Annotated in this window: 24 protein-coding genes and 1 riboswitch; of the genes, 9 read left to right on the forward strand and 15 right to left on the reverse strand. The window is 70.7% G+C overall.

The genetic code is table 11. The features are described 5' to 3' along the window. Positions 1-86: 86 nt before the first annotated feature. From OG246_RS32735 to OG246_RS32770, 8 genes are all read right to left on the reverse strand, one after another. Complete coding sequence (locus OG246_RS32735) at positions 87-1,166, reverse strand: MSMEG_0565 family glycosyltransferase (RefSeq protein ID WP_266471683.1); 1,080 nt, start codon at positions 1,164-1,166, stop codon at positions 87-89. Then, entirely contained in the window at positions 1,163-1,999 is an 837-nt protein-coding gene (locus OG246_RS32740) for a carbon-nitrogen hydrolase family protein (RefSeq protein ID WP_266471685.1), read from the reverse strand. Before OG246_RS32740 ends, OG246_RS32735 begins: the two co-directional genes overlap by 4 nt. After that, a complete protein-coding gene (locus OG246_RS32745) occupies positions 1,996-2,871 on the reverse strand; it encodes a carbon-nitrogen hydrolase family protein (protein ID WP_266471687.1) in 876 nt (291 codons plus the stop codon). The genes OG246_RS32740 and OG246_RS32745 overlap by 4 nt, the downstream gene beginning before the upstream one ends. Further along, positions 2,868-4,310, reverse strand: coding sequence for an MSMEG_0567/sll0787 family protein (locus tag OG246_RS32750; RefSeq protein ID WP_266471690.1), 1,443 nt, complete (start codon positions 4,308-4,310; stop codon positions 2,868-2,870). Before OG246_RS32750 ends, OG246_RS32745 begins: the two co-directional genes overlap by 4 nt. A gap of 3 nt (positions 4,311-4,313) precedes the next feature. Continuing rightward, positions 4,314-5,414 (reverse strand): MSMEG_0568 family radical SAM protein, encoded by a 1,101-nt coding sequence (locus OG246_RS32755; RefSeq protein WP_266471693.1) that lies wholly within the window; start codon positions 5,412-5,414, stop codon positions 4,314-4,316. A gap of 10 nt (positions 5,415-5,424) precedes the next feature. Continuing rightward, positions 5,425-5,946: an MSMEG_0572/Sll0783 family nitrogen starvation response protein gene (locus tag OG246_RS32760; RefSeq protein ID WP_266471696.1), complete on the reverse strand. Its 522-nt coding sequence runs from the start codon at positions 5,944-5,946 to the stop codon at positions 5,425-5,427. 64 nt (positions 5,947-6,010) lie between these two features. Further along, on the reverse strand, positions 6,011-6,826 hold the full coding sequence (locus tag OG246_RS32765) for an amidohydrolase family protein (protein ID WP_266471698.1): 816 nt from the start codon (positions 6,824-6,826) through the stop codon (positions 6,011-6,013). A 10-nt stretch (positions 6,827-6,836) separates the two neighbouring features. Next, a complete protein-coding gene (locus tag OG246_RS32770) occupies positions 6,837-8,144 on the reverse strand; it encodes an MSMEG_0569 family flavin-dependent oxidoreductase (RefSeq protein WP_266471700.1) in 1,308 nt (435 codons plus the stop codon). Between the two features lie 276 nt (positions 8,145-8,420). On the opposite strand from OG246_RS32770, the gene OG246_RS32775 reads away from it, so the two are divergent. After that, complete coding sequence (locus tag OG246_RS32775; RefSeq protein ID WP_266471702.1) at positions 8,421-10,175, forward strand: ABC transporter ATP-binding protein; 1,755 nt, start codon at positions 8,421-8,423, stop codon at positions 10,173-10,175. Between the two features lie 46 nt (positions 10,176-10,221). Here the strand turns inward: OG246_RS32775 and OG246_RS32780 are convergent, their stop codons facing one another. Together OG246_RS32780 and OG246_RS32785 are read right to left on the reverse strand one after the other, a co-directional pair. Further along, positions 10,222-11,682 carry an aldehyde dehydrogenase family protein gene (locus OG246_RS32780; protein ID WP_266471704.1) on the reverse strand — a complete coding sequence of 487 codons (1,461 nt, stop codon included), beginning with the start codon at positions 11,680-11,682 and terminating at the stop codon, positions 10,222-10,224. Positions 11,683-11,887: 205 nt separating this feature from the next. Beyond that, a complete protein-coding gene (locus OG246_RS32785; RefSeq protein WP_266471707.1) occupies positions 11,888-12,181 on the reverse strand; it encodes a hypothetical protein in 294 nt (97 codons plus the stop codon). A 171-nt stretch (positions 12,182-12,352) separates the two neighbouring features. On the opposite strand from OG246_RS32785, the gene OG246_RS32790 reads away from it, so the two are divergent. Beyond that, complete coding sequence (locus OG246_RS32790; protein WP_266471709.1) at positions 12,353-12,718, forward strand: nuclear transport factor 2 family protein; 366 nt, start codon at positions 12,353-12,355, stop codon at positions 12,716-12,718. 202 nt (positions 12,719-12,920) lie between these two features. Here the strand turns inward: OG246_RS32790 and OG246_RS32795 are convergent, their stop codons facing one another. Then, positions 12,921-14,315, reverse strand: coding sequence for a hypothetical protein (locus tag OG246_RS32795; protein WP_266471712.1), 1,395 nt, complete (start codon positions 14,313-14,315; stop codon positions 12,921-12,923). A 51-nt stretch (positions 14,316-14,366) separates the two neighbouring features. Further along, a riboswitch (ZMP/ZTP riboswitch) is annotated at positions 14,367-14,453 on the forward strand. Between the two features lie 23 nt (positions 14,454-14,476). Here OG246_RS32795 and OG246_RS32800 point away from each other — a divergent pair. Continuing rightward, on the forward strand, positions 14,477-15,325 hold the full coding sequence (locus OG246_RS32800) for a bifunctional 5,10-methylenetetrahydrofolate dehydrogenase/5,10-methenyltetrahydrofolate cyclohydrolase (RefSeq protein WP_266471715.1): 849 nt from the start codon (positions 14,477-14,479) through the stop codon (positions 15,323-15,325). Here OG246_RS32800 and OG246_RS32805 read toward each other — a convergent pair whose 3' ends face one another. Then, positions 15,326-16,177 carry a helix-turn-helix transcriptional regulator gene (locus OG246_RS32805; RefSeq protein ID WP_266471718.1) on the reverse strand — a complete coding sequence of 284 codons (852 nt, stop codon included), beginning with the start codon at positions 16,175-16,177 and terminating at the stop codon, positions 15,326-15,328. Between the two features lie 100 nt (positions 16,178-16,277). Between OG246_RS32805 and OG246_RS32810 the strand changes: the two genes are divergently transcribed. Together OG246_RS32810 and OG246_RS32815 are read left to right on the forward strand one after the other, a co-directional pair. Beyond that, positions 16,278-16,406 (forward strand): hypothetical protein, encoded by a 129-nt coding sequence (locus tag OG246_RS32810; RefSeq protein ID WP_266471721.1) that lies wholly within the window; start codon positions 16,278-16,280, stop codon positions 16,404-16,406. Beyond that, entirely contained in the window at positions 16,403-17,416 is a 1,014-nt protein-coding gene (locus OG246_RS32815) for a PHB depolymerase family esterase (protein WP_266471724.1), read from the forward strand. The genes OG246_RS32810 and OG246_RS32815 overlap by 4 nt, the downstream gene beginning before the upstream one ends. 16 nt (positions 17,417-17,432) lie before the next feature. On the opposite strand, the gene OG246_RS32820 is transcribed toward OG246_RS32815, so the two are convergent. Then, positions 17,433-18,359 (reverse strand): LysR family transcriptional regulator, encoded by a 927-nt coding sequence (locus OG246_RS32820; RefSeq protein ID WP_266471727.1) that lies wholly within the window; start codon positions 18,357-18,359, stop codon positions 17,433-17,435. A 107-nt stretch (positions 18,360-18,466) separates the two neighbouring features. Between OG246_RS32820 and OG246_RS32825 the strand changes: the two genes are divergently transcribed. Then, positions 18,467-19,162: a type 1 glutamine amidotransferase domain-containing protein gene (locus OG246_RS32825; protein ID WP_266471729.1), complete on the forward strand. Its 696-nt coding sequence runs from the start codon at positions 18,467-18,469 to the stop codon at positions 19,160-19,162. A gap of 27 nt (positions 19,163-19,189) precedes the next feature. Here OG246_RS32825 and OG246_RS32830 read toward each other — a convergent pair whose 3' ends face one another. Continuing rightward, entirely contained in the window at positions 19,190-19,651 is a 462-nt protein-coding gene (locus tag OG246_RS32830; RefSeq protein WP_266471732.1) for a GNAT family N-acetyltransferase, read from the reverse strand. Between the two features lie 225 nt (positions 19,652-19,876). Here OG246_RS32830 and OG246_RS32835 point away from each other — a divergent pair, with 225 nt between their 5' ends. Both OG246_RS32835 and OG246_RS32840 read left to right on the forward strand, forming a co-directional pair. Beyond that, positions 19,877-20,566, forward strand: a complete 690-nt coding sequence (locus OG246_RS32835; protein ID WP_266471735.1) for a DJ-1/PfpI family protein — start codon at positions 19,877-19,879, stop codon at positions 20,564-20,566. Positions 20,567-20,622: 56 nt separating this feature from the next. Then, positions 20,623-20,964: a hypothetical protein gene (locus tag OG246_RS32840; RefSeq protein WP_266471738.1), complete on the forward strand. Its 342-nt coding sequence runs from the start codon at positions 20,623-20,625 to the stop codon at positions 20,962-20,964. Between the two features lie 30 nt (positions 20,965-20,994). Here OG246_RS32840 and OG246_RS32845 read toward each other — a convergent pair whose 3' ends face one another. Then, complete coding sequence (locus OG246_RS32845; RefSeq protein ID WP_266474909.1) at positions 20,995-21,990, reverse strand: polyprenyl synthetase family protein; 996 nt, start codon at positions 21,988-21,990, stop codon at positions 20,995-20,997. A gap of 253 nt (positions 21,991-22,243) precedes the next feature. Here OG246_RS32845 and OG246_RS32850 point away from each other — a divergent pair, with 253 nt between their 5' ends. After that, positions 22,244-23,503 (forward strand): glycosyltransferase, encoded by a 1,260-nt coding sequence (locus OG246_RS32850; protein WP_266474910.1) that lies wholly within the window; start codon positions 22,244-22,246, stop codon positions 23,501-23,503. The last annotated feature ends 20 nt before the right edge of the window (positions 23,504-23,523 follow it).

The raw sequence follows: 23,523 nt of genomic DNA on the forward strand, positions 1-23,523 counted from the left end.
GTTGGTGAACCCTTCCGTAAGGTCGACGTTCCGTCAGAACCTGCGGCTGATTCCCGGCCGGATCAGACACAAGTTCTCCACCGACCCTACGGCGTGACCGACCGGTAGAAGGCCAGGTGGTGCGCGGCGGCCTCCGCCCAGGTGTGGCCGGCGGCCAGCTTCCGGCCGGCCGCGGCGCGAACCGGGTCGTACGAGACGAGCGCGCGGCCCAGTTCGGCGGCGAGGGATTGCGGTGAGTCCGCAAAACGGGCGGCCGGGCCGAACACCTCACGCAGCACGGGAAGATCCCGGACGACCAACGGGACCCCGGCGGCGAGCGCCTCCATCGCGGCCAGCCCGAAGCCCTCCTTGAGGGACGGGAAGGCGAAGGCGTCGGCGGCTGCCACGAGTGAGGGCAGTTCGTCGTCGGCGACGGCGCCCAGCACGACGGGCTCCACGCCCAGCTCCACCGCGCGGGTCTCCCACCGTGCACGGTAGTCCCGGTAGTCGAAGAGGGTCTCGCCGCCCGCGATCACCAGCCGCACACCGGGCTGTTCGGCGCGCAGAACGGCGTACGCCTCCAGCAGGTCGAGCGATCCCTTCCGTGGCTCGATGCCGCCGACGGTGAGGACGTAGGGGCCCAGTCGGGAGCGCCACGCGGCGCGCGCCGCCCGGTCCGTGGCGGCGAAACGCTCGTACGCCACCCCGTTCGGGATGACCGCGGGCTTCAGTCCCCACCCGTCGGCGAGCTCGTCGGCGACCGATCGCGAGACGCAGATGTGCGCGTACGGCTCGACGATGGCCCGTTCGTGGCAGGCGGCCAGCTCGGGGGTGGTGAAGTGGTCGAGGTGGTGGACGGTGCGGACGCAGCGGCCCACCGCGTTGGCGCTGATGCAGTCCTGGGCGTGGACGATGTCGTACGGGCCGGCGTCGAAGGCGTCGCGGAGGGTGGCGATGGAGCGCAGGATGCGTGCGCCGACGGTCTCGTCCGGCGGGCCGTCGGGGAACGGCACGATGTGGACGCGCACGGCGGGGTCCACGGGCCGGAAGAAGCCGGAGTCGCCGCCCCGGCCGAGCGTCCAGACCGTGACGTCCGCACCGGTCGCGGCCAGTGCCTCGGCGAGGGCGAGGGTGTGGACGACGCCGCCGCGCGGCTTGGTGGAGTAGCTGAGCAGGGCGATCTTCACGACGGAACCTCCCGGTAGGCGGCGGGGCGGCGCTCGTCGAGGTGGCGCAGGACGCGGCGGGCGCGGTCCATCTCGGCGGCGACGTCGACCTCGGCGACGGCGAGGCCCGCCTTGGCCCAGGTGCGGGCGAGGATGTCGCCGCCCGGGCCGACGACCTTGGACTGGCCGAGGAAGCGCATGCCGCCCATGGCACCGGTCTGGTTGGAGGAGGCGAGGACGACCTGGTTCTCGGCGGCGCGGGCCTGGTCGTACAGGTCGAAGAGCTTGGCCTGCCGGTCCTGGGCCATGCGCGGGGCCCGGTTGGTGATGCTGGTGGGCCAGGCGGACAGGCAGGCGAGGATCTCTGCGCCGTCCAGGGCCAGGGAGCGGGCGGACTCGGGGAACGTCTTGTCGTAGTCGATGAGCATGCCGATGCGGCCCACGGGGGTGTCGAAGGCGTCGAAGCGGTCGCCCGGCGCGTACGCGGCGACCTCGCCGGCCGGGAGATGGACCTTGCGGTGGCGGCCGAGGACTCCGTCGCCGCTGACGCACACGGCAGCGTTGTAGTGCTCGGTCCCGCCGTCCTCGCAGTAGCCGACGCAGACGACCATCTCGGCGGCGAGGCGGGCGACTTGGAGGATCAGCGGGTCGTCCGGCTTGAGTGCGGGCGGCAGGGCTTGGGGGTCGGGGTGTCGCAGGTCGGCGAGGTAGCCGCCGAGCGCGGCGTCGGGCAGCACGAGCAGTCCGGCGCCGGAGCCCCGGGCGTCCTCGATGATCTTGGCGATGCGGGCGAGGTCGAACTCCAGGTCGCGGCCGAAGTGGGCGGCGGCGGCCGCGATCCGGATGGTGCTCATGGGCTGACTGCTCCTGCGTGCGTGTAGGTTTCCGGGCGCCGGTCGCGCAGGTGCCCCATCGAGCGGCGGGCGGTCTCCAGGGCCTGGGCGACATCGAGTTCGGCGATCGCCAGACCGGCTCCGACCCCGGTGTCGGCGAGGATCTCACCGCCGGGGTCGACGACTTTGGCGCTGCCGACGAAGCGTAGCGACCCGAAGGTACCTGCCTGGTTGGCGGAGATCCATACGATCTGGTTCTCCAGGGCGCGGGCCCGGTCGAAGAGGTCGAAGCGGCGCTTCCAGCGGTCGTTGACCAGGTCCGTGGTGGCGTGGGTCCTGGCGCCCGGCCAGGCCGAGACGCAGACGCCGATCTCGGCGCCGTCAAGGGCCAGCGCCCGCGCGGACTCCGGGAACGCCTTGTCGTAGCAGATCATCATGCCGATCCGGCCGACCGGGGTGTCGAAGGCGTGGAAGCGGTCGCCGGACGCGTAGCTGGCGTCCTCGCTGAGCGGCTGGTGGACCTTGCGGTGATTGCCGAGCACGCCGTCGCCGTTGACGCAGACGACGCTGTTGTAGCGGGCGTCGCCGTCGGCTTCGCAGTAGCCCGCGACGACGGTCAACTCCCCTGCCAGGGCGGCCAGTCGGCGGATCTCGGGGCCATCGAGGGTAAGCGGGGGCGGGCCTTCGTCGGACGCGGAGTCGTCGAGGCTGAGCAGATAGCCGCCCAGGCACGCCTCCGGGAGTGCGAGAAGTCGTACGCCCTCGGCCCGGGCCTCCTTGATCAGCCGTTCCACTACGGCGAAGTCCTCTTCGAGGTCACGGCCGAACTCGGCGGAGACGGCGGCCATCCGAAGGGGCCTTGCGCCGTGGGTGCTCGTGCGGCGGGTGCTCATGCGGTCCCCATTCCGGTCACCGGTCCGGTGACGGCTTCGGTGATCTCTCCGTCGGGCCAGCGCAGCCCGACTCCGTGCCCCGCGGTCAGCTCTCCGCAGACGGCGCCCGTGGCCGGGCCGGCCGGGAGGGGCGGCGCGTCCGGCTCGTCGGCTGTGAGCATCGCGAAGCCCGGGAAGCAGGTGAGCCAGTCGCCCGTGGCCGCCGCTCCGGGCCGCGGTACGGCGGCCATGTCGAGCACGGCGCCGCATCCGCTCGCCTCGGCGAGCATGCCGAGAGTCCCGGCGATCCCGGCCATCGACACGTCCTTGGCGGCGGCGGGCCGAACCGCGGCCACCGCCCCGGTCATCGTGCGGAGTTCGTCGGTACGACGGTGGCTCGACGAGTCCCATTGGCGCCCCCGGTAACCCCGGCGCCAGCCGCCCCCGAGGTCGGCGGTGAGCCGCACCGCGTGCCCCGGTCGTCCGCCGCCGCCCGGCACCGGGTGGTCCGTGCGGCCGAGCGCGGTCACCGACAAGGCGGCCGGCACGCCGAGTTGGGTGTGGCCGCCGAGGACCGGGACACCGTAGGCCCGGGCGGCGCGGCCGAGTCCGGCAAGGATCCGCGCGGCATGCGCGGCGTCCTTCGCGCCCACCGCGTCGAGCAGCCCGACGGGTGAAGCTCCCATCGCCGCAAGGTCGTTAACGTTGACGAGGACCGAGCACCAGCCCGCCCAGTCGGGGTCCCGCTCGACCATCGACGGCACGATCGCGTCGCAGGCTGCGATCACGTCCGTACCGGGGACGGGTGCGCCGTCGTCACCGACGTAGCCGCGCGGCGGCGGTGGCAGCGAGCCGAGCAGCTGTCCGAGCGGGGCTTTGGTGGCGGCGGCCTGCGCGGCGATCCGCCGGATCGGCCATCGCATCAGGACATGGGGACTGTCCGCGACCATCACCTCCCGGACGGACTGCCAGCCAAGTCGCCTGAACAGCAGCCGGTTTCGGATCTGGACGGTGGCGTCGAAGCGCAGGACGCCCTCGGCCTCCGCCCGCGCGCACGCGGCCCGCACCAGTGCGGCGCCGATCCCTTGCGGGCCCCGGGCGCCGGGCGCGACGACCAGACGGCCGCCCGCCCACCAGCCGATGTCCGGGCCGTCGTCCACAGGGCCGAGCCGCACGCCTCCGAGGACCGCGCCAGAACGGTCCTTGGCGACCAGGACCAGGGTGCGAGGGTCGTCGTCGCGGTCATCGAGGTCATGAACCGCGAAGAGCCCTTGCTCGTGGACGAAGATGTCCCGGCGCAACCGCCGGTGGGCATTCAACTCACCTTTGCCCGCTGCCTCTTCGATGTGGAAGTCGGGCTGCCGGGCGAGTGTGCTGCGGTCGCCGAGCAGCGCGAGTATGTCCTCCGCTTGTTCCGTCGCCGTCGGCACCGGCAGGGTCGTCGATCCGTCGAGGTACACGGCTCAACCACCCGCCGTCCTGAGCACACTGCACGCCCCGCAAGCCGCACAGCCGGCCCGCTGATCCGCGCCGGTCATACCCGCCGCCCGCAGCTTCGCCGCGACCCCCTCGGTGACGTGCCGCAGCAGCTCGGCATCCGGCGCCTCGGCACCCTCGCGGGCGGCCAGCGTGCCGCCCATCGGGCGGAAGGGGACGACGAAGGGATAGACACCCCGGTCGATCAACTTCCCCGCGCCCGCGACGAGTTCGTCGGGATTCTCGCCGAGGCCGACCAGCAGGTACGTGGAGACACGGTTGGGTCCGAACACCCGGACCGCCTCGTCCCACGCGGCCTCGTACTCCGCCCGCGGCACGGTCGACTTGCCGGGCATCCAGCGCCGCCGTACCGCGTCGTCGAGGGACTCGATGTGGATGCCGATGGCCGTGGCCCCGGCCTCGTGCAGCTCACGGATCCAGGCCAGGTCGGCGGGCGGTTCGCACTGCACCTGGACGGGGAGTCCCGGCACGGCTTCGAGGACGGCACGCACGGAACGTACGAGATTGCGGGCGCCCCGGTCCGGGCCGGTCGTCGTGCCGGTGGTCATCACCATCTGCCGGACGCCGTCCAACCGGACGGCCGCTTCGGCGACTTCGGCGAGTTGCGCCGGGGTCTTGGCGGCGACCGTCGCACCGGAACGCAGGGACTCCTCGATGGTGCAGAAGCGGCAGCGATCGGACTCGGCGTAGCGGATACAGGTCTGCACGACGGTCGTGGCGAGGACGTCGGCGCCGTGGAGGCGGGCGATGTGCTCGTACGGGATGCCGTCGGCGGTGGTCAGGTCGTAGAACCTGGGGCGCTGTACGGCGGTCAGGGTCAGGCCGGTGTCGTCGTCGCCGAGCCATACGCGGCCGTCCCGGACCGAGTACGGGCTGTCGGGGTTGCGGGGCAGCGCCGCGTTGGCACCGTCGACAAGGACGTGCCCGTCGTCGCTCGGTCCCGCACCGTCGGGCCGCCGTACGGGAGCCTCCAACCGGACTCCGTGGAGGGCGAGTTCGGCGCGGGTCGTGATCCGGACGTCGACCGGACCCGTCCCCCTCGTCTGTGTACCGGTGCCAACGCTCACGGCTTGCCCCTCAGAGCTGGTAGGTCGAGTTGATGATGGCGCCCTTGCGCGCGTAGTGGATCAGCGCGTCCTGGACGTCGAGCGGGTGGGTCGGGATGACGCCCTCGATCAGGTCCTCCTCGCGGGCGCCGTGCAGGGACAGTCCGAAGCGGCAGCAGTAGACCTTGCCGCCCTCGGCGATGAACGTCTTGAGCTGGTTGTTGATGTTGTGCTCGCCGGGGAAGGCCGAGTTGCCGACGGTCGGAAAGCCGCGCGTGGCAAGGCAGTTGAGCGAGCCCGGCCCGTAGAAGTAGATGGCGGTCTCGAAGCCCTTGCGCAGGGCGCGGGTCGCCTGCAGTACGGCGACGAAGGAAACCGAGGACTCGTGGGCGATGCCGTGGACGAGGGTGAAGTACGTCTCGCCGTCCTCGGCCTTGTAGTCGGGGAAGACCTTGGTGTCGCCGTAGATGCTGGTGCCCTCGGGGAGGGACGGGTGCGGGATCTCGGTGAGGGACTTCTGCTCGATCTCGGTGAGTTCGACGGTTTCGGACATGGCTGTCTCCTTGGACGTGGGTGAGAACGGGATCCTTCTTGGGCGTGCGTGAGAGCGGGATGGATCAGTCGTAGAGCGTGGCGAAGGTGTCCCGGAAGACCCGCTCGCCGAGTTCGCCGCCGCCGGCCGCGGCGGTCATCCGGGCGTACTCGCCAGCGAAGTCGCCCCAGGGCTGGTCGCTGGCGAAGAGCACCCGGTCGTGGCCGATACCGCGGTGCTCGATCTCCCGGGCCAGCCAGTAAGGGGCGAAGCCGATGGCCCAGGAGAGGTCGGTGTAGACGCGCTTGCCGGACTCGATCCAGTCGAAGAAGCGGGAGCCGGCGAGCTTGATGTGGCCGCTCATCCCGCCGCCGAAGTGGACGAGATGGACGGGGACTTGATCGGCGTACCAGTCGACGAGGAGACCGACCTCGTCGATGTCGGAGGCGGCGCCGGGTGAGGTGTGCACATGCACCACGAGGTCCAGGCGCCCGGCCTCGTGGAAGATCCGGTCGAGCAGCGGGCGGCAGGCGGGGTCGGAGGGCCGCCCGCCCAGGAGGAAGCTGAGTTTGAGGGCGCGTACGCCGTCCTCGCGGGCCAGGGCGAGAGCGTGCGCGGTGCGGTGCTCGTCCTCGGGGCGCGGGGAGACCCACAAGCCTGCCCGGATGCGGTCGTCGGTCTGGGCGGCTTCGATGGCCAACTCGTTGAAGGAGAAGGCGATGTCGGGGTCGGGGACGCCGTAGTTGGGGAGGACGAGGGCGCGTTCGGTGCCCTCGGCGTCGAGGTCGGTGAGGAGTTGTTTGACGGTGGCGCGGGCGGTGGTGTCGGGGTTGACGGGCGGGCCGCCGTAGAAGGGGTACGCGGGGAGGACACCGATGTGGCGGTGTGCGTCGAAGACCATGTCCGTGCTTTCAGCCGACGGGGAGTGCGGAGGCGAGCTCGGTGGGGGCGCCGGTGAGGGTGCCGCAGACATCGGCGAGACGGCGCGAGGCGTCGATGTGGTCCGCGAGGAACTCGGCGTCCCTGCCGACGGCTTCGAAGCGGCCGGAACCCCACGAGTACTGCCAGGGCAGGCCCAGGAAGTACAGGCCGGGGGTGCTGGTGACGCCTCGCCAGTGCATGGGGTAGCCGCGGCCGTCGAAGACGGGGATCTCGATCCACCGGTGGTCGCGGGTGAAGCCGGTGGACCAGATGACGGAGGTGATGCGGGCCTCGGCCAGGTCGAGCGCCTCAGGCTGTTCGGCCGGCTCCCACACGGGGATGTAGCGGGCCTCGTCCGGCGCCGGTACGCCCTGCGCGGTGATGTGCGCGTCAATGGCGTCCTTGATGCCGTCCGCCACCGCGTCGGCCCGGTCGAGATTGACCTTCAGGTCGTCGGCGAACTCCAGGATCCCGCCGTCGATGCCGGTCAGCCGCCCGTAGAGGCGCATTCCGTCGCGGGCGAAGGCGCGGAGGTCGATGTCCCGGCCGCCGCCGCGTCCGGTGACGTAGTGGTTGACGCGCATCCGGACGGCGGAGACGTCGTCGAAGCTGTCGATGCCCTTGGCGTAGTGGCCCATCTCGTCGAGCCAGGCGACGCAGTCCCGGCCGCGGTAGAAGCGCGCCACCCGGGGTGCGCTGCCGACGGCCAGATGGACCTGGCGCCCCGCGAGGTGCAGATCCTCGGCGATCTGGCAGCCGGACTGTCCGGTGCCGACCACCAGGACGGCACCGTCGGGGAGTTGAGAGGGGTTGCGGTAGCGGGAGGAGTGGATCTGCTCGACGCCGCCGGGCAGCCGCTCGGCCATCCGCGGGACGGAGGGGGTGTGGTACGGACCGGTGGCGACCACCACCTGATCGGCGGTGAACTCCCCCGCACTGGTGGTGAGTTCGAACACTCCGCCCGGTGAGCGGCGCAGCCCGGTGACGGACACGCCCTCGACCAAGGGCGGATCGAAACGGGCGACGTACTCCTCCAGGTAGCGCACGATCTCCGCGCGCACCATGAACCCGTCCGGATCTGGTCCCGTGTAGGGGTGACCTGGCAGTCTGCACTGCCAGTTGGGGGTGACCAGGCAGAAGGAGTCCCAGCGCCGCTCGCGCCACTCGTGGCCGACCCGGTTCGCCTCGACCACCACGTGTGCGATTCCGCGCTCGCGCAGACAGTGGCTGACGGAGAGTCCCGCCTGACCACCACCGACCACAGCCACCGGATAATGGGCTCCGTACAGCTCAGGCATGAAGTCCTCCATGCGTGGGGCGAGTTGTCAGGGGCGACCGTCTCGGGTCTCGCACCTCGCCGCTGCTTGTGGGAACCACTTCAGCCACGCCCGATTACCGGATCGCTTCATCCGGAACAAAGCGGGGTTACCAAACCCTCACTCGTTGCCTGGCAGGCAAGATTTCCCATCGAAGCGATCGGCCTCTTCGACTCCGTCGAGATGCCCGCGCGCGACGTCCACCCCTCTCGCCGACGTAGCCTGAATGCTCCGCACAGATCCCTCACAAGGAGCGCCGTGAGCATCACCGCAGCCAAACCCGAGGCACCCGCGTGGCGCCTGCTGATCGGGTACGTACGACCGCATCGATGGGCGTTGCTGGCGGGCGGATTGCTGGCGCTCACGACCGGGGCCACCGGCCTTGTGCTCCCGCTGGTGGCGCGGGGACTCATCGACGACCTGTCGCACGACCGGCCCATCGCGGGTGCCCTGTTCGGCATGGCAGCGCTGGTGGTGACCAACGCGGCGGTGGGCGCGACGGGTTCGTACGTGCTGCGGCGTACCGCCGAGTCGGTGGTGCTCGGGGCACGGCGCGCCCTGTCCTCGTATCTGCTGCGGCTGCGCATACCGGCCGTCGACCGCAGCGAGCCGGGCGATCTGATGGCGCGGATCACCTCCGACACGACACTGCTGCGCGAGGTCACGACCGATTCGCTGGTCGGCTTCGGGACCGGAGGCCTCACCCTCGTCGCGACGGTGGTGATGATGGGCCTGGTCGACCCCGTGCTCCTGGGTGTCACGCTGGCCGTGATCCTGTGTGCGGGCACCGTGCTCGGTGTGATCGTGCCGCGCATCAACCGAGCGAGCAAAAAGGCCCAGGACGCCGTCGGCGTGATGGGCGCCTCGCTGGAACGGATCCTCGGCGCGCTCCGCACGATCAAGGCGTCCGGTGCCGAGCACCGCGAGGAGCAGGTCATCCACGCGGCCGCCGAGGAGTCGTGGCGGCAGAGCGTGCACGCCGCCAAGTGGTCGGCGGCGGCGGGCAACACGGCCGGTCTTGCGATGCAGATCGCGTTCATCACGGTGCTCGCGGTGGGCGGCGCGCGCGTCGCGACCGGCGCCATCGACGTCGGCACGCTCGTCGCCTTCCTCCTCTACGTCTTCTATCTGATGTCGCCGATCCAGCAGGTCGTCGGCGCGATCACGCAGTACCAGACCGGCGCCGCCGCCCTCGCCCGCATCCAGGAGGCGCTGCAGCTCCCCGCCGAGCCCGCGGCCCTGCCCGCGCCGCTGCCGACCCCGGGTGCCGAGCCCGCCGCGCTCGCCTTCGACGACGTCCGCTTCCGGTACGCCGACGATCTTCCGTACGTCCACCACGGCGTGACGTTCGCCGTCCCGGCCCGCGGAATGACGGCGTTCGTCGGCCCCTCCGGCGCGGGCAAGACGACCGTCTTCTCACTCATCGAGCGGTTCTACGACCCCGAGGCGGGCGTCATCACCTTCGACAGCCGCCGGCTGGACGACTGGGATCTGCCCCAGCTCCGTTCCTCGATCGGCTACGTGGAGCAGGACGCCCCGGTCCTGTCCGGCTCCCTCCTCGACAACCTGCGGCTCGGCAACCCGGACGCCGACGACACCGAGGTCACACGCGTACTGAAGACGACCCGCCTCGACGGCCTCGTCTCCCGGTTGCCGCGCGGCCTGGACACACTGGTCGGCCACCGCGGAACCAAGCTGTCGGGCGGCGAGCGGCAGCGGGTCGCCATCGCCCGCGCTCTGCTGCGCCGGCCCCGCCTGCTGCTGCTCGACGAGGCGACGTCACAACTCGATGCCGTGAACGAGGCCGCGCTGCGCGACACGGTCGCCGATGTCTCCCGTACGACGACGGTCCTCGTGGTCGCGCACCGGCTGTCCACCGTCACGATGGCCGACCGGATCGTCGTCATGGACGCGGGCCGCGTCCGCGCGGTGGGCACCCACCGCGAACTCGTGGCAGGCGACCCGCTCTACGCGGAACTGGCGGCCACGCAGTTCCTCGCCACCGCCGGCTGAGCGGCCTGCCCCCGGACGGACCTCCCGGGGGCTTCCGCACGCCGGGTCAGAAGGGGTAGTGCGCCTGCTGCGTGGCGATGGTCACCCAGCGGGTGTTGGAGAACGCCTCCAGGCCCCAGCGACCGCCGAAGCGCCCGTAGCCGGAGGCCTTGACGCCGCCGAAGGGCGCGTGCGGCTCGTCGGCGACGGACTGGTCGTTGATGTGCACGATGCCGGTGCGGATACGGCGGGCGACCGCCAGCCCGTGCGTGGCGTTCTCGGTGATGACACCGCAGGTCAGGCCGTTGTCGGTGTCGTTGGCCACGTCGACGGCGGTGGTGTCGTCGGCGAAGGTCTCGATCACGCAGACCGGGCCGAACGCCTCCGCGTAGTAGATGTCCGCGTCCTTCGGGACATCGGTGAGGACGGTCGCCGGGTGCACCGCGCCCTCCGGCTCCCCGCCGCCGGTGAGCACCGTGGCGCCCTTGGCCACCGCGTCCTTGATGAGCGCGGCGACACGCTGCGCGGCGGAGGCGCTGACCAGCGGGCCGACCACCGTGTGCGGGTGGGCCGGGTCGCCGGCCTGGAGCTGGGCGACCTTCGCGGCGAACTTCTCCGTGAACTCCTCGGCGAGCGACTCGTGTACGAGGATGCGGTCGCCGGACATGCAGATCTGGCCGGAGTTCATGAACACGCTGAAGGTGACGGCGTCGACGGCGTAGTCCACGTCGGCGTCGTCGAGCACGACGACCGCGTTCTTGCCGCCCAACTCCAGTACGGCGGGCTTGAGATGCGCGGCGGCGTGCGTGCCGATGATCCGGCCGACTCCGGTGGAGCCGGTGAAGTTGACGGCGCGGACACGCGGGTCGGCGATGAGCACCTCGGCGATCTCGGCGGCATCCTCACGGGCGTTGGTGACCACGTTCAGCACACCGTCCGGCAGTCCGGCCTCGCGCAGCACGTCGGCGACGAGCAGCGCGCACGCGATCGGCGCGTCCTCGCTGGGCTTCACGACGACGGTGTTGCCCGCCGCGAGCGGCGCCGCGACGGCCCGTACACCGAGGATGACGGGAGCGTTCCAGGGGGCGAAGGCGGCGACGACACCCAGCGGTTCGCGGATGGCGAGGCCCAGCGCGCCCGCCTCCTGGGCGCTGAGTACCTCACCGCGCGGCGCGGTGATCGCGGCGGCGGCCTCACGCAGGATGTTCGCGGCGAGCCCCACGTTGAAGTACGCCCATGGACGGGTGCCGCCCGCCTCGTGCGCCATCAGCTCGGCCACCTCCTCACCCTTGGCGTCGAGGAGGTCGGCGGCCTTGAGGAAGATCGCGCGGCGGGCGAAGGGGGAGAGCGCGGCCCAGTCGGCGAAGGCCGCGTCGGCGGCGCCCACGGCGAGGGCCACGTCCTCGGGACCTGCCGCGGCGACGGTCGCGTACACCTCGCCGGTGTAGGGATTGATGTCCTCGGCGGTGCGGCCGGAGGCGGCGGGCACGTCCTTGCCGCCGATGAACAGTTCACGGGTGATGGCCATGGCGGGTTCCTTCGGTACGTAACGACGTCGGTACGCGGTGGTTCACGACAACAATAGGGAGTTCACGCCGCAAGTTGTTCGCCACGTGAAACTTCATTCACTAACCTACTAGGATGCTCCGACCGGACCACACGAAAGTCAAGGGCATACGCGTCTGCCCCCGGCACCGAAGTACCGGGGGCAGACGAACCTGTCGGACGCCGTACTACGGCTGAATGGCGGGGAGCACACTGGTGACGGGCGCGACCAGGTCGGTCAGCTGGTGCATCTCGTTGAGGCCCTCGTTCAGGCCGTTGAGCCCGGCCAGCTGCTGCGAGACCTTCGGGAGTTGCGCCTGGTGCTCCGCGGGGATGTCGCTCACAGCGAGCCGGTCGAGCTCGGCGATCGGGTTCAGCGGCTTCGGCGCCTCGGAGACCGCGGCGCTCGCCATCGGCGCGGCAAGGCCCGTGACACCGACGGCGAGACCAACGGCGGCGACAATACGTCGTGTTGAGATCATGCTTTCAGCAACGGCTCCGGGGCCCGGGCGGACACGGCCCGCCCCCGCCGCTCACCCGAGAGGCTCACAGGTCCTGCTGCGCTTGCCGTGCGCCCCGCGTCGGAGGAGTCTCGAGGGAGAGGCCCTTCGCGGCCCGCTCCTCGGTGGGCCGCGGCCTTCAAGGAGGTCATCATGGGCAGCGCGCTAGGCCCCGCCTTCGACACCGAAGCGCTACGCCGGGGCATTGAAGGACACAGCGCGGCAGATCTGCTGTCGCTCTACGCCGACGACGCGGAAGTCCGCGTGGTCGACCACAACACCCAGCCCAGTCACCCGATGGTCAAACACGGTCGCGGCGAGATCGCCGACATGCTCAACGACGTCTACAGCCGGGACATGACGCACAAGCTGGAGCAGTGCGTCGTCGACGGCAACCACGTCGCTTTCACCGAGTCCTGCCAGTACCCGGACGGCGTGAAGGTACTGGCCAGCTCGATGATGTCGCTGCGCGACGGCAAGATCGTCGAACACACGCTGCTGCAGGCATGGGACGAGTAGGAAGGCACTGGCCGAAGGTCCGGATCAGTTCGCACCTGACCTGGACCTTCTCGGCGAGCGCGGGCATGGGCCGGTCACGGACACACCGGAATCGCCTGCCCCGGCCACTGTCCGCGGCAGGGGTACGGATGTCCGCCTCCGTGCTGCGCTCAGCGCTGCGGGGAACACGTGCGCCCTCTCGCCGAACCCGCCGGATCCGGCCTCACTGAACCCCAGGGACCGACTCGTCCAGCAGTCGGTGCATGACCTCCACCGGAAGCGCGGGATTGCCGGCGGCGGGCTGGGCCGTGTCTTGCTGGGTGAGCAGTTCCTCGATGCGGGCGAGCGGAAGACGGGGGTCACCGGCGGCCGTGTACCTGACGCCGGTGGACGCGTCGTGGCTGAGTCGCTCGATCAACTCCGGTGAGGCGTCCGGGTCGTACACGGCCAGCATGCGTACGGACGGATTCTCGTCCTCGGCGTACCGGACGAGACCCTTCCTGGGGAACTGCGGCCGGGCCAGCATGTCGGCACGGGTGTAACCGGCCCACTCCAAGACCATGGCCAGGAGCGCATCCGGCGGAGCGGCGGGCTGGTACTCGCAGGTCAGGAGCCGGACCGCGAAGTCCTCGTCGTGCGCCAGAGGCTCTACGAGGTCGGCCGGCAGGTGTCGGTTGGCGGCGGCGGACCGGCGCAGCAGGACATGGCTGGAGGTCGCGCACCGACGCAGGACGTCGATGTCGTCGGCGCCGAGGTTCCAGACCCAGCGGACCGGGCCGGTCCGGTCCTTCGGGTCGACTCGGTAGTCGACGGCGGCTCGCTCGTCCTCGGTGAGGTCGGGTCTGACCGATACCGCCAGACGGACGTGGTGTTCGGGGTCCGAGGCGAGGCGCGCGACCAGGTCCGGCGGCAGTGACGGGTTCGAGGCGACGGCGTGCCGCTCCTCCGAGTCCTCGCTCGCCACGAGCCGCTCGGCCGTGGCGCGGGTCAGCCGGCCTTTCATGAGCACGTCTTCGCGCGGCCATTTGTCGAGAGTGTCCAGCAGTTCGTCGGTCAGAGCTCCGTCGTCGACGCAGGCACGCAGCGCGGCGGCCCGGCGGACTTCGGTGTCGGGATCCGCGAGGAGCGTTTCGCGGGTGGCCGGGGCCAGTCCGTCCCACACCCCGCAGACCGCGGCGCGTACAGCGGGGTCCGCGTGGTCGGCGTACCCGGCCAGGATCCGCGGCGGGATGCTCCGGGAACGCACCGCCCAGTAACGCACATCCTTGTCCGGATCGGACAGGAGTCGCTCGTAGGCGGCGTCGGGCAGTGGCGCGACGTCCGTCCGGAACGGTTCCGGTCCGGAGGCAAGCGCCATCCGGACTTTCGGCTCGGGGTCGTCGACCAGCCGGGCGCGGTCGGCCGGGTCCGCGTTCCAGCTCTCGGCGATGCTGCCGCGTACCCGGAAGTCGGAGTGGTTGATCATCGCGTCGACGAGTTCGGCGGGCGGATCGGGCCGGAGGCACAGCCAGAACCAGGCCGACGAGGCCTCCGGGCTCAAGAGGCGCAGCAGCACACCGTTCGGCGCGGCAGGATTCCGCGCCAGTCCCTTGAGGATGTCGTGCCGTACGTCCGTCACTGGTGCCCTCTCCCCCTGCCGCCCGGCCGATCATCGTACGGGCTAGGCTGGTCGGTGGGCCGTGACTGGCGCTGAGGTGGAGTACCACCGGGGAGCGGTCTGACGAACGGGTCTTTGCCGCGCGCCTGGGCGATTTTGTCGATGACGCTCAGGAGCAGCTCATGTCCCAGGCCCAGCTCATGGACGGCGCCGGTCTCGCGCGCCGCATCGTCGAGGAGACCGCGAAGCGTGCGGCCGGCCTCAAGGACCGCACCGGTGTGTCGCCGTGCCTGGCGACGGTACTGGTCGGCGAGGATCCCGCCTCGGTCACCTACGTCCGGATGAAGCAGAACCGCAGCCGCAAGGCCGGTATCGAGTCGCGGCACGTCACCCTGCCCGCCGAAACCACCACGGCCGAACTGGTAGGCGCCCTCGACGCGCTGTCCGCCGACCCCACCGTGCACGGCATCCTGCTCCAGCACCCTGTCGGTCCGCACATCGACGAGCGGGCCGCGTTCGAGGCCATCGCGCCGGAGAAGGACGTCGACGGGGTGACGCTGAGCTCGTACTCGACGATGAGTTTCGGGCTGCCCGGCTTCGTGTCCTGCACACCCGGGGGCATCATGCGGCTCCTCGACGAGTACGACGTCGACCCGGCCGGCAAGCGTGCCGTCGTCGTGGGCCGCAGCGCGATCCTCGGCAAGCCGGTCGGCATGCTGCTGCTCGGCCGCGACGCGACGGTGACGTACTGCCACTCCCGTACGACGGATCTGTCCTCGGTTGTACGGGAGGCGGACATCGTGGTGGCCGCCGTGGGGCGGCCCCGGCTGATCCGCGGCGAGGACATCAAGCCAGGAGCCGTCGTCATCGACGCGGGCTACAACGCCGGGAACGTCGGCGACGTCGACTTCGACACCGCCGCCGCCCGGGCCGGTCTGATCACACCCGTGCCGGGTGGCGTCGGCCCGATGACGATCGCGGTCCTGCTGGAGCAGACGGTGACCGGAGCCGAACGGCAACTCGGCGTCTGATCAGGTGGCGATGTCCATGCGCTGGGTGCCGATGACTTTGAGCAGTTGCAGCGTCCGGTAGGCGCGGGAGTCGGGTTCAGCGGTGAAGATGATCAGCTGGTGGTCCTGGCCCGGCACGGTCAGGACGTCGAAGTCCAGGTCGATCGGCCCGACTTGGGGGTGCTGGATCTCCTGGTGGTTGTGGTGTTCGATGCGCAGCTCGTGGGAGTTCCACAGCCGGGCGAAGTCCTCGCTGCCGGCGAGCAGTTCGTCGACGAGACCGCGGAGTTCGGCGTGGTCCGGGTAGCGGGCGGTGGCGACACGCAGATAGCTGACGGCGGCGGTCACGAAGCGGTGGGGCCGGGTCATGCCGTAGCCGCGGTGCTCGGGGTCGGGGTGCAGGAAGTACCGGCGGATGACGTTGCGGTCCGAGCCGGTCAGGGCGGAGAAGTCCTCGAAGAGGGCTGCCGCCAGGGGGTTCCAGGCCAGCACCCGGCAGGTGTTGTCGAGCACGAGGGCGCCGGCGTCGGTGAGGCGCTCCAGCAGCTTCAGCGTGCCGGGGTCCACGTCCTGGGAGGGTCCCTGGGCAGGCTCGGGTGCCGCCTCTCCGGCGAGGCGGAAGAGGTGGGTGCGCTCCTGGTCGGACAGGCGCAGCGCGCGGGCGATGCCGGTCAGGACGGCGTGCGAGGGATGGCGTCCTCGGGCCTGTTCCAGGCGGCTGTAGTGGTCCACGGAAATGTGCGCGAGCTGGGCGACCTCCTCGCGGCGCAGCCCCGGAGTGCGACGCCGGGGGCCGTGCGGCAGACCGACGTCCTCCGGGCGTACGCGTTCCCGCTTGCCGCGCAGGAACTCCGCGAGAGCGTGCTTGTCCATGGTCACCACGGTACGGCGGGGCACGTCGGCCAGCCACGGACTCCTGGTCCCTGGATACCCCCGAGCCACCACCGCAAGGTCAATGCACAGGCAGAACGACGTGGAACGAAGTGAGGGCAAGGCCATGCGGGTATTCATGACGGGCGCGGCCGACCATGCAGGCGGCGTGGTGGCAGAGCGGACGGTGACCGTCCGTTTCTGCGCGATGGACCAGGGGGCACGCCGGTGAGCGCGGCGGTGACGGCACTGGCCGTGATCGGGGTGGTGGCGCTGGTGTGCGCCGCCGCGTACGGGTACTTCCTGCACAGCCCCAAGCCCGCTGAGCTGCGGCTGAGCGCCCCGGTGACGGTGGACACCATCACCGTGGACGACCGGTCGCGTGCGTACCGGGCCTTCGTGCCGGCCGATCTGCCGCCCGGCGCGCCGCTGCTGTTCGTCCTGCACGGCTCGCAGCAGGACGGGAAGACCATTCGTACGGCCACCGGGTACGGCTTCGACAAGCTGGCCGAGCGGCACGGGTTCGCGGTGGTCTATCCGGACGGCTACAAGCGTGGCTGGAACGACGGCCGCACCGCCGCGGTCACCCCCGCCCGCAAGGAGGACGTCGACGACGAAGGGCTGATCGGCGCGCTCGTCGAGCGGTTCCGGGAGCGTCACGGAATCGACCCCGCCCGGGTGTTCGTCACCGGCTTCTCCAACGGCGGGCAGATGGCCTTCCGTCTCGCCGCCCGGACGCCGGAGAGGATCGCCGCCATCGCGGTGATCGGGGCGGGTCTGCCCACTCCGGACCAGTGGGCCGTCACGGAGCCGAAGCGTCCGCTGCCCGTGCTGCTCGTCGCCGGTACGCGCGACCCGATCATGCCGTACGAGGGCGGCGAGGCCAGCATCTTCGGCTTCCAGAAGCGCGGCACGGTCCTGTCCGCCGAGGCCACCGCCCGTGCCTTCGCCGAGGTCAACGGCATCACCGAGCCTCCGACCAGCTGGCCGCCCGCAACGTTGCCCCTGGATGGGTCCGGCGGTGCGGACGGTCCATTGGTCACCGAGACCCGCTACGCCCAGCCCGGCAAGGCTCCCGTCGTGGCGTTCGCGGTCTCCGGCGGCGGCCACACGATCCCCAATCCCGACTACCGCTTCCCCCGGCTCATGGGCAGGACCGATCACACGCTCAATGCCCCGGCCGCCATCTGGGACTTCTTCAGCGAGGCCATGCGGGCGGACGCTCATCGGCGCCCGCGGTAAGCGCCTCGGCTCCGGCCTACCAGGACCGGGCGGCGTCGAGGAGTGCGTCCCGGACCCGCACGGCGTCGTGGCCGAGCACGGATCCGGTGCGCTGGGCGAGGAAGCCCGTGTTGATGGGCGGGTCCTCGGGCTCGACGAGGGCGACGAGGGCGCCGGTCCGCAGTTCGTCGGCGCACAGGTAGCTGGGAAGTACGGTGAATCCCGCTCCCGCGGCGACGGCGGACAGGACGCCACGCAGGTCGGCCATCACCAAGGCGGGCCGCAGGGTCAGCCGGGTGCGGAAGACGTGGCGCCAGTAGCGGCGTGCGATCGGCATGTCCTCGGCGTAGGTGACCAGGGGGACGGCGTGCAGAGGGTGGGGGTCGTCGCTGGTGAGCGGGCCGATGCGGGCGGCCCAGGACGGCGCGCTCACCAGGACGAACTCCTCGTCCATCAGCGGTGTCGCCAGGACCGAGCGCCCGCGCGGACGCACGGCGGACAGGACCAGGTCGAAGCGCCCGGCGCGCAGACCGTCGAGCAGGTCGTCGGCGAGCCCGGGGGTGACGCGTAGCTGCAGCCCCTGCGCCACCAGCGGCGCGAGGGCCGGCAGCGCACGGACGGACAGCAGTTCGGCGGGCCCTCCCAGGTGTACCGGCTCGGTGACGCCCGACGTGTCGCGGTCGGCCACCGTGGCGAGCTGGTCCATGGGGGCCGCGATCCGGGCGGCCAGGTCGTCGGCCACGGCAGTGGGGGCGACTCCACGGGGCAGCCGCTCGAAGAGCTGGCGGTCGAGCTGCCGCTCCAGGGAGCGGATCTGGCTGGTGACGGTGGGCTGGGCGAGCTTCAGACGGCGGGCCGCCTCGGTGAGGGAACCGGCCCGGTACACGGCGAGGAACGTGCGCAGCTGGGTCAGATCCAACGCCTTGTCGCCGGTCCGCATTCCATCGGTATTCCTATCGGGCATAGGGAGGAGCCTATTGGTTTTACGATCGCACGGCGATCTACCGTCGGGACCGTCAACCGGCGCGCGCGGTCTGCCGCCGCCGGATCAACACCGAAGGAGTACGCACTGTGGGCAAGATCCTCTTCGTCATGACGAAGGCCGACCATCTCACCCTGAACGACGGCACCCGGCATCCCACGGGTTTCTGGGCCGAGGAGTTCGCGGCCCCCTACCGCGCGGTCACCGAGGCCGGGCACGAGGTGGTCGTCGCCACCCCGGGCGGTACGGCGCCCACGGTCGATCCGGCGAGCCTCGCACCGGACTTCAACGGCGGCAAGGAGGGCGCCGAGGCCGTCGCCGCGTTGCTGGACCAGGCAGCCGTACTGCGCCGGCCGATCGCCCTGGCCGATGTCGACCTCGCCGACTACCTGGCGGTCTTCTACCCCGGCGGTCACGGCCCGATGGAGGACCTGTCGACGGACGCCGACTCCGCCCGGCTGATCACCGCCACCCTCGACGCCGGCCGGCCCCTGGCGCTGGTCTGCCACGGCGTGGCCGCCCTGCTCGCGACCGAGCAGCCGGACGGCACCTCACCGCTCGACGGCTACCGCGTCACCGGGTTCACCAACGCCGAGGAAGCCCAGTCCGGACTCGGCGACAAGGTCAAGTGGCGGTTGCAGGACCGCCTTGTCGCGCTCGGCGTGGAGTACACCGAGGGCGAGCCGTGGGCCTCGTACGTGGTCTCCGACCGGAACCTGATCACGGGCCAGAACCCGGGCTCCTCCGCCGAGTTGGCCACCGCCCTCCTCAAGACGCTCGCCTGAGCCGGCGACCGGTCGAACAGGGCTGGTTCAGCCCTGGATGGTGATGGCCATCTGCGGCAACACCCTCCCGGCGATGGAACCCGAGGGGACGTCTCCTGTGCGCACCGCGCCCATCCCGCGGTAGAAGGGCTCGGCGTTCGGGTCCGCGTCGATCGTGAGCCGGGTGAACCCCAGGTCCCGTCCGGCAGCGATGGTGTGCTCGAACAGCAGTCGGCCGATCCCCCGGCCGATGGACTGCGGCTCGACGAACATCATCCCCAGAACGCCTATGGGTGGCTTCCCCTCAAGAGTCGTGAAGCCCAGGATGCGGCCGTCTTCGTCGGCCACCGTGGCTCGCCGACGTGCGAGTTCACCTGCGCCGACGGTGAGTTCGTCCCGGCACGCCTCCAGGAAGTCCGCGTCATAGCCCCAATGCGCCTTGGATCGCAGTGCCAAGTCGCTGAGGATCTCGGCTTCCGCCGCCCGCGCAGGCCTGATCAGCACGCTCATCCACGCCCCCGGTCAGATGTAGGTCTCACGATCTTCGCACCCTGCAGGCGGGCGGGAGAAGTATGCGATGGCCTGCGGTTCTCCCAGCTATGACCGCCCTCCGAGCAATGGCGATATCCCGTTGGAGGCTGTCATTAATGCCACTGGGAGACGGTTCGGTGGCCGGTTTAGCGTCGAGATGTCCGGCGTAGAGACCGGCCCCGTACAGCGTCCGAAGGAATTCGCATGCACGCCCAGATCGTCTTGTTCGACGGCTTCGATCCGCTCGATGTCATCGCCCCCTATGAGGTGTTGTACGCGGGCGGTACCGCGTCCGGCGGCGCGGTGAGCGTGGAACTGGTCTCCGCCGAGGGGGCGCGCGAGGTGGTCAGCGGTACCGGTGGCCTCGCGTTGCGGGCCACTGGCGCCCTCGACCCCGGGCGGGCGGGCCTGATCCTGGTTCCTGGCGCCTCGGGCCGGGTCGGAGAGCCCGGTGAGGTCCCTGACCAGGACGCGGGGGCCGGGGAGTGGCGGCAGGACGAGTTCATCCCCGTGCTGCTCGGCCGCACGCTGGCCACCGAACTGCCCGCGCTGATGAAGGAGGCGATGGGGAATCCGGAGGTGACGACCGCCGCGGTGTGCGGGGGTTCGCTCGTCCTGGCGATGGCCGGCCTGCTGGAGGACCGCCACGCCACCACCCATCACCTGGGCCTGGACATGCTCGACGCCACCGGCGTGCACGTGGTCCGCGCCCGCGTCGTCGACGACGGCGACCTCGTCACGGGCGCCGGTGTCACCTCCGGACTCGACCTGGCCCTGTATCTGCTGGAGCGCGAGGTGGGCCCCCGGATCGCCCACGCGGTCGAGGAGTTGTTCGCCCACGAGCGCCGCGGCACGGTCTGGCGCCACCAGGGCCCCGCGCCCGTCGGCCTCTGACCAGCCACAGGCTCTCGCGTACGTCCATCCCGCACCGCACCGTGAGGAAGAACAGCATGTCCGTCGAAGGCACCTGGGACCTGTCCGTCTCCACCCCCATCGGCAAGATCAAGGCCGTGGTCGAACTCCGTCGGCAGGACGGCGTCCTGACCGGGACGGCCCACGGGGCGGGAGAGGAAGTCCCGCTCGGCGACGTCGCCCTCGACGGTGACCGCCTCACCTGGACGCAGGCCATCACCAAGCCCCTGCGCCTGAACCTGGCCTTCGCCGTGACGGTCGAGGGCGACACCCTCGCCGGTACCTCCAAGGCCGGACGTCTGCCGGCCTCCAAGGTCACCGGCAGCCGTCGTCCCGTCCGGTCAGAGGCCGCGGTCCAGGAGCCGAAGAAACTCCCATGACCAGGACCGGCTCCGCCCTCGGTCGCTTCCCTACGCCGATGCCGCCCCCGCGCTGACGAGGCCGGGCTGGAGAAGCATCCGGGAGGAGTGGTCCACGAGCTGCCGCAGCACCGGCACATAGGCTTCGTCGCCGCCCAGTTCATCAAGAATGGCGTGCGCCTCATGGCGGAATGTGTCGAGGTCCTCTTCGTAGCGCCGCAGAACATCCGGCGCCAGGAGCACTTCGGTGAGTTCCGCTCTGGCGCGATGAGAATTCCTGGCGTCGGCGTGCAGGCCCAGGACTCGTTCCCTGCACTGGGGAGCCGCCTCCTCAACGGCACACGCGAAAAGGTAGGTCACCGTGCCGTTCAGCAGGTCTTCGTTGCGGCCGGAAAGGATGTCTTCCTGGTCGTTGAACATCTGCCACAGGACACCGAAGACATTGCCGAACTCACGCCAGAGCTCCACCCTTCCTTTCTCAACACCCGCCAGTTCCGCAGCCATTGCCGTGATCGCGCTGAAGGGTGCGCCGGACTTCCCTCTGTACGCCGTGACCACCGAGTCCCGCGCCACGGCACCCACGTCCCCGCCCAGGTCGCTCAGTTGCCCCTCGGTCGCGACGATCCAGCAGTTCACGACCTCCGCCGTGAGAGCTCCGCGCACCGACTCCGGAATCCGTGGCGAGTGGACGACGAGAACAGGAAGGGAATTTCCGCTGATGACCGTGGCGAGCAGCGCCTCGCTCTCACTGAGGTCACCGGCGACAAACGCTCCCTGACCGTCGGCCAGGTCGTCCAGATAGCACGCCGAAGTCCACCACAGCTCATGCACGACGGCCAGCGGAACAGCCGGTTGGAGCGTGCCGGTCTCAATGCCATGGACGATCATCGGCAGTACTGACAGCGGGTACTTGAACTTGCGATGGCGCAGGAGTTCGGCGACCGCCCCTTTGACCGCTTTCGCCGATCTGCCGAGCCGTTCGAGAGTCTCTTCCCGCTCCGCCTCGATATCCGCGGACACTTCACGGTACAGATCCTCGTACGACATGGAACGCACGCCAGAACTCCCACCATTGAGATTGGATCAAGGACCGATTCGATCATTCCGGTTGGAGGCGAGCTAGAGCGACTTTGCGCCATGGCCAGTTCGTTGCGACGCCAGCCCCCTGGACGCACCAAGCCTTGGCCGAAAGCGAAGACCACCGCGTGGACACGATCGCGCAGGCCGAGCTCATCGAGGACCCACCTGCGGGACCCCGGCCGTGAATCGCGCCATACTGACCGTCGTGCGAGTAGCGATCATGACCGCGGGTTCGCGGGGCGACGTGGCGCCGTACACCGGTCTCGGGCACGGTCTTGCGCGTGCCGGGCACGAGGTCACCCTGGTGACGCATGGGTGTTTCGCGCGGCTGGTGGCCGGTTCGGGGGTCGCGTTTCACGCGCTGCCGGTGGATCCGCGGGCCGAGTTGGAGTCGGTACGCGGGCAGGGGCTGCACCGCAGCACCAGCGGGGCCGGGAAGCTCATCCGGGTGGTCGAGATGGCCAGGTCCCTGGTCGGGCAGATGACCGACGACCTGATCGAGGCCGCGCACGCAAGCGACGTACTCCTGCTGTCCAGTTCCCTGGGACCACTCGGGCATGCCGTCGCCGAAGGGCTGTCCCTGCCAAGCATGGGGGTGTATCTCCAACCCCTCGCTCCCACAAGGGAGTTCGCACCTCCGGTGACCGGGGTCCGCTCCTGGGGGCCCGCGGTGAACCGGGCGGCCGGGTACGGCGTGAACATGGCCGTGGAGCGAGTGTTCGCCCAGACCGTGCGCACCCTACGGGCCCGGCTCGGTCTGTCGCGCAGCGGTCCCGGCGCCGCGCGTCGCGCCCGCGAGCGGGAGGGCTGGCCCGTGTACCACGGGTTCAGTCCTCTTGTGGTGCGACGCCCGCGCGACTGGCGTGCCGGGCTGGATGTCGCCGGGTACTGGTGGCCGTACGACGGCTACGACTGCGACGGCGGTGACGGCGACAGGAGGGGCCAACTCCCGCTGCCACTGCGGGACTTCCTGGACTCAGGGCCTCCCCCGGTCTTCGTGGGTCTGGGCAGCGCCACCGTGCCCGATCCCGAGCGGCTCAGCGCCGAAGTCGTACGCGCCCTGCGGGCAGCCGGGCTGCGCGGGGTGATCCAGCGGGGCTGGGGTGGGCTGCGAGGCGCCGGCGACGACATGTTCACGGTCGATGAGGTACCGCACTCCGTGCTCTTTCCGCAGATGGCCGCGGTGGTCCATCACGGGGGCGCGGGTACGACGGCGGCCGGGCTGCGGGCCGGGGTGCCGGCCGTGCCCGTACCGATCCAGTTCGACGAGGGGTTCTGGGCGGCCCGCCTCGTCTCCCTCGGCGTAGCACCCCGGGCCGTGCCGCTGCGCGGCCTCACCTCCTACCGTCTCGAGGCGGCTCTCGTACGGGCCACGACGGAACCGTCGTATCGGCGGCGTGCCCAGAGTCTGGCTGCCGGCATCGGTACTGAGGACGGGGTGAGCCCTGTCCTCGATGGAGTGAACCGGCTCGCTGGGTAGTGGCCCTGACGCCACGCTCC

Origin of the sequence: Streptomyces sp. NBC_00620 (assembly GCF_026341825.1) — a bacterium.
Classification (GTDB): domain Bacteria; phylum Actinomycetota; class Actinomycetes; order Streptomycetales; family Streptomycetaceae; genus Streptomyces.